The organism is Shewanella sp. 10N.286.54.B9, from assembly GCF_041468565.1.
In the GTDB taxonomy this organism is placed as follows: Bacteria; Pseudomonadota; Gammaproteobacteria; order Enterobacterales; family Shewanellaceae; genus Shewanella.
In genome coordinates, this window is sequence record NZ_JBFRIY010000002.1 from 24,476 (window position 1) to 30,929 (window position 6,454).

A 6,454-nucleotide genomic window follows, 5' to 3' on the forward strand; every position below is an offset into this window, starting at 1 on the left:
GATTGCTATGATTAGTCAATTCTTCATCAATAGGCCAAAATTTGCCTTTGTGATCTCTACCGTACTGACTTTGGTTGGGCTTATCTCTATTCCAATCTTGTCAGTGGCAGAGTTTCCTGAAATTGCGCCGCCACAAGTTAGTGTATCGACCAGTTACTCTGGCGCGAGCGCTGATATTGTCAAAGACACCATCGCCCAACCATTAGAAGCAGAAGTGAATGGCGTTGAGGGCATGCTCTACATGGAATCAAAGAGTGCCAATGACGGTAGTTATTCGCTTAACGTCACCTTTGAGGTTGGAACTGACCCTGACATGGCGCAGGTCAAAGTGCAAAACAGGGTGCAACAAGCCATGCCGCGATTACCTGAAGAGGTAAAAAGGCAGGGCGTAAAAGTTGAAAAACAAAGCCCGAATATATTGATGGTGGTCAACCTTGTTTCCCCTAACGAAACTTTCGATTCACTCTTTATTACCAACTATGCTGGACTCAACGTTAAAGACGCATTGGCTCGCCAAAACGGTGTCTCAAAAGTGCAAATTATTGGTGCACTTGATTACGCTATGCGTATTTGGCTTGATCCCGATAAAATGGCCAGCTTTTCGATAACCGCAACCGATGTTATCGCTGCGTTACAGGAGCAAAATATACAAGTTGCAGCTGGGCGAATCGGCGCCGCTCCAGTCGATCCAGATCAGCAATTTCAATATACTTTACAAACAAAAGGACGCTTGAAGAATCCGAAAGAGTTTGCCAACGTCGTGGTGCGGGCAAATGAAGATGGCTCAAAAATTATTGTAGGTGACGTGGCACGGGTTGAGCTTGGCTCGCAAACCTACGATGCTCAAGGAAAGCTTAATAATAAACCGTCAGCGATTATCTCTATCTATCAATCACCCGATGCCAATGCGTTAGATGTGGCGCAAGGTATCCGTGCACAGATGGAAGCCTTGTCAGCTAATTTCCCCAAAGATTTAGAGTATGAAGTGCTCTATGACACTACAGAGTTTGTTGAGACCTCGATTAAAGAGGTGGTGCAAACGCTGTTTATCTCTGTCGCGTTGGTGATTTTTGTGGTGTTTATCTTCCTGCAAGATGTGCGCTCGACGTTAATTCCCGGGATTGCAATCCCAGTTTCTTTGATCGGTACGTTTGCCTTCTTACTTATCTCAGGGATGAGCATTAATACCGTGTCCTTGTTCGCACTGATCTTAGCCATTGGTATTGTGGTTGATGATGCCATCGTGGTGGTCGAAAACGTCACGCGTTTGATGCAAGATGAGGGCTTATCGCCTAAAGAAGCGACCTCTAAAGCGATGCAAGAGGTTACTGGGCCGATTATTGCGACCACATTAGTATTGCTTGCTGTATTTGCGCCAACGGCAGTAATGCCGGGGATTACCGGGCAGATGTATGCGCAGTTCTCGGTGACCATCTGTATCTCGGTGCTGATTTCATCGGTTAACGCATTAACCTTAAGTCCGGCATTGTGCGCCTCGGTATTGCGTCCACCTAAAGAACACACCCAAGGTTTTCATGCCAAATTCAATAAGCACTTTAATGTGTTTACCGGTAAATACACTAAATTAGTCCATGTGCTGACTCGTAAGTTAACACTGGTGTTGGTGGTCTTTATTGCCCTGCTAGCAGCAACAGGGGGCTTAGCTAAAATCTTGCCATCAGGCTTTGTGCCTATGGAAGATAAAAAAGCCTTTATGGTGGATATTCAGCTACCCGATGGCGCGTCACTAAACCGTACGGAAGATGTGATGCGTGATTTGGTTGAGTTAACCTTGGCTGAACCGGGTGTTGAGAATGTTATTCACGCCAGTGGCTTTAGTATTCTAACGGGCTCGGTAGCATCAAACGGTGGTTTGATGATTGTTACCTTGTCGACTTGGTCTGAGCGTGAGTCACCGGATATGGCAGAGCATGCCATTGTGGCTAAACTGCAAGCTAAATACGCTGCTAACCCATCGGTTAAAGCGATGGCGTTCTCACTGCCGCCTATTCCAGGTGTCGGCAGTGTCGGTGGCTTTGAGTTTGTGTTGCAAGACACTCAAGGTCGCAGTCCGCAGGAGCTGGCTTCAGTAATGCGAGCGCTGATAATGAAAGCCAATGAGCAACCAGAAATTGCCATGTCTTTTAGTAACTTCCGCGCCGATGTGCCGCAGATGTTTGTGGATGTGGATCGTGACAAAGCTAAGGCGTTGGGTATTCCACTCAATGAGATTTTTAGCACAATGCAGACCATGCTTGGTTCGATGTATGTTAATGATTTTAACCGCTTTGGTAAGGTATTCAGAGTGATACTGCAAGCAGAAGCGGATTTCCGTAACTCCGATATGGACATTGCTCGTTTCTATGTGCGCTCCTCCTCCGGCGAGATGGTTCCGCTTAGTACCTTGGTGACGGTGACGCCTATTTTAGGGCCCGATGTGATGAACTCATACAATATGTTCAGTTCAACCACGATTAACGGGTTCCCTGCAGCAGGTTTTAGTTCTGGCGATGCGATACAAGCGATGGAGCGGGCTGCTGCGCAGTCTCTACCAACGGGCTATAGCTATGAGTGGACAGGGCAAACCTATCAAGAGATTAAAGCGGGTAATTTAGCACCATTGATCTTCGCCTTAGCCTTGGTATTTACTTACCTATTCTTGGTCGCTCAATATGAAAGCTGGACTATTCCGTTTGCGGTTATGTTGGCTGTGCCGATTGCGATACTCGGTGCTTTCCTCAATATCTGGCTGGTGGGCGCAGAGCTTAACCTTTACGCGCAAATTGGCTTGGTACTCTTGATTGGCCTTGCCTGTAAAAACGCAATCTTGATTGTGGAGTTTGCTAAACAACTTAGAGAAGAGGGCAAGAGTATTCTTGATGCTGGCGAGACGGCGGCAAGATTACGTTTTCGTGCGGTACTGATGACCGCGTTCTCATTCTTGCTCGGGGTTCTGCCGTTGGTTATCGCAACAGGAGCAGGCGCGGGTAGCCGTCGAGCTTTGGGCTATTCGGTATTTGGCGGCATGTTAGCAGCAACAATTGTCGGGACACTGTTAGTGCCGGTTTTCTATGTGATGATGCAAACCCTACGTGAGAAGTTTAAAGGCGAGGCTAAAATAGAGAGCTAAGCGCTAGCCTACTAAATTAATTAGGATTAAGGCCTGCTTTGAGCAGGCCTTTTTATGCAGGCATACTAAGTAATACCAATTACATTAAAGATATACTCAGTTCAGGGCTTTCAATTCAAGGCATGGGGAAATCACTTACTACAGCACATGTGGCACTCGATATAAGACTAAATGGTCTATTTTGTTCCATACAAAATAAGGCATTCTGGCCTCCTTGGCGGTCAGATTTAGGCGGTACGAGACCAAGGATGGTCGAAGGTAGAATAATGCAGGCGCAATTATCGAGAGCGGAGCAGGATGCCAGAGCCGAGAATAACGATTAGCGATAAGCCACTGACTTGCTAAAGTGATTTTAACTGCCGCTGAATGAACAACTCTTTAATGGAGTTGGTATAGAGACGTCATCTAATTCTCAGATAACTCGTAACACGCTCAAGTCCTTTTCAACTGCAAAACTACTTAAGCTAGCGCTAATTAATTAAGTAACAACAATCTATATATAAACACGCTGGTAGCAGCTGTGAAACAGTCTGCTAAACACTGTTTAACTTGTGCTGGTTAATGCAACACTTAAACGTAACCTTAACCTAGATACATTTTCATGCAATCTACAGCTGTATAGAATAACAGCGAAGCTCAACTAAATGAGCTCGTTATTATAATTACAATTGATGGGTCAAAACATGAAAATACTAAAAACTGCCGCAGCTTTAGCTGTTGGTGTAGCACTGCTTACTGGCTGTAATGACGATGACGTCAAGTATGTTGATCATACTGAAGTTAAAATTGCTGCTTATAACCTTTCTTTTGATCGCGCGACATTTGCTGACTTAGTTGCAGAGATGGCTATTACTTCTGCAGAGCAAAAGACGCTGGTAGACGCTTATCTTGCAGATCGTGATGCGATGGAGCCTGCTGACAAAACAGCTGCAGAAAAAGTTATCCAAATTCGCAACGTAGCGGCAATCATTCAAAAGACTCGCCCAGATGTGCTAATGATGGGTGAATATAACAATGATGGCACAGGTGAAGATTTATCTGCACTAGAAGGTTTTCAAGCAAACTACCTATCAGTCGCTCAAAGTATTGAGGGAGCAGGTGGTGAAGCTGAACTCGAGCCTATTGAGTACCCATTTGCTGAAAGCTATGGCACTAACACCGGTCTGCTAAGTGGCTTCGATTTAAATAACGATGGCTACATTGCGACTGCAGAAGATGTTGGCACTAATGAGTACGCAGGCGATACTTGGGGTTTTGGTAAGTATCACGGACAGTACGCTTTTGCGTTAATGTCTAAGTATGAAATTGATGCTAAAAATACCCGTACTTTCCAAGACTTCAAATGGAAAGATCTAGAGGGTGCTGAAAACCCATTACTCGATGGCGAAAACTGGTATACCGACGAAGAATGGCAACAAATGACGTTGTCGTCTAAAAACCACGTCGATGCGCCTATTTTAGTTCCGACTAAAGACGGTACTGAGACTATCCATATTCTAATGTCGCATCCAACACCTCCAGTGTTTGATACCGGTAAGAACAAACTGCAAAACGCTGCAGAAGTTGAGTTTTGGCATAACTATGTTACCAATGCACAAGATTTTTATGATGATGCTGGAAATACAGGTGCCTTAAAAGAAGGTGCTCATTTTGTTATCGTTGGTGATCAAAACCTTGATGCAGCAGTTGGCGCGGGTGATGGCTTTACTGAAGTCATGGCAGCGTTACATGCTGACCCTGTCGTAAACCAAAATGTGACTAACGGCGATTTGTACCCAACAAGTTTCGGCGCTGCAGAATATGCCGCTGACCGAAGCTCTGAGCATCCATACCCGAACCGTATTACCGCTGAATTCCATAACCCTTATGGCGGAATTAATGCTGACCACGCTATTCCATCAGCTTCGTTAAATATCATAGATTCAGGCGTATATTGGCAAGCTACTTACCAAGAAGGTCGTATGCTATTTAACGATGCCCGCATTGGTAAATATGGTACAGGTAAAGATGTGTCTTCAGACCATCGTATGGTTTGGATTAAAGCTAAATTTTAATCTGAACTAAGTTCTAGTTGAACAGATAAAGCCCCGATAATTCGGGGCTTTTTTGTGGCTAAATGCGGATGAAACCTTTACCTCGCGCCATAGTGTTAGCTCACTTCTCTCCAAATGGGAGAAGGGAGAAGGAGAGCACACTTTGTCTCATTTAAATTAAAGTGTATCTAATCGCCTGCAGCGGATGCTGGACAGGATGTTCGAATGTCGTGAATACATGGATGTGTAAGATCTAGCACATGTGCAGACACTGCCGTAACACGCTATAAATACATCCCTGTAAGCTCGGGCATGACATCCCTGTCATGGACGGTCACGACCATGTCTACATTAGCTAACTGGTGTTTCAATTTTTACCCTTGTGGTTGAGGCTTAGTAAGGAGATTCACCAAAGTTAGTTAGCTATTAGGCATATCAAGCTTCGCTTTGATTTCTATAAAAAGAAAATTCGTGGCGCTTCGCCCATTCTTCTAACAAAGAGTAGAGCGAAGGGGCAAAGCGCTTGCGCCCGCTGTTGATTTCATAGCTCTTGATTTCATAAGAATCAATCCCTCAGCGCCCCAGACGAAGTTGTCTCCCTCGCACTTATTCAAAATAGCCTAACGCTTCCGATGGGGAATGGGTGTTTGCTGCGAGCTTCGTAACTAATTTTGCCCCAAAACGTTTTAGTTAGCTATTAGGTATATCAAGCTTCGCTTTCATTTCTAGAAAAGAAAAGTCGTGGCGCTTCGCCCACACCCGAGCCAAGGGGCAAAGCGCTTGCGCCCCTTGACAATCCCTCAGCGCCCCAGACGAAGTTGTCTCCCTCGCACTTATTCAAAATAGCCTAACACTTCCGATGGGACATCCTGTCCCGCGAAAGCTATGCCCACATCCGTGTGGACATTACGGCTATTTCTTCAACGTACTTCGGCAACTTCGATGGGGAATGGGTGTTTGCTGCGAGCTTTGTAACTAATTTTGCCCCAAAGTTAGCTAACTTTAGGTTAAACGTGGATTACGTATTCTCATGTAGGTTGAAATGAATCTGGATATTTATACAGGTATAACTAAAAGAGACTAAAGAGACCCATTATCGCGCAAATAAAGATGCCAAAAACTGTCCTGCTAGGCATCGATAATTTTTTAACATTTCACAAAACCTATAAAAATCAGCCTTATGACAAATGTAAAAAAGTGATACACGGACCCATTGAACAACTTAGGCTCTCTTTCTCCGCATTCAACAAGGCAGTTTATGTAGCCTAGAATTAGAAATTATCTATTTACA

The 6,454-nt window shown here is 44.7% G+C and carries 2 protein-coding genes; both read left to right on the forward strand.

Going from position 1 to position 6,454, the window contains the following annotated elements; translation table 11 throughout:
- Positions 1-7: 7 nt before the first annotated feature.
- Entirely contained in the window at positions 8-3,130 is a 3,123-nt protein-coding gene (locus AB4135_RS00670) for an efflux RND transporter permease subunit (RefSeq protein ID WP_371989431.1), read from the forward strand.
- Between the two features lie 683 nt (positions 3,131-3,813).
- The gene (locus AB4135_RS00675; RefSeq protein ID WP_371989433.1) at positions 3,814-5,184 is read left to right on the forward strand and encodes an endonuclease/exonuclease/phosphatase family protein; all 1,371 of its coding nucleotides are present in this window, start codon (positions 3,814-3,816) and stop codon (positions 5,182-5,184) included.
- Positions 5,185-6,454: the final 1,270 nt, after the last annotated feature.

Excerpts from the sequence above, each read along its gene's own strand:
- AB4135_RS00670 (WP_371989431.1), top strand. The coding sequence starts at position 8 with ATGATTAGTCAATTCTTCATCAATAGGCCAAAATTTGCCTTTGTGATC.
- AB4135_RS00675 (WP_371989433.1), top strand. The coding sequence starts at position 3,814 with ATGAAAATACTAAAAACTGCCGCAGCTTTAGCTGTTGGTGTAGCACTG.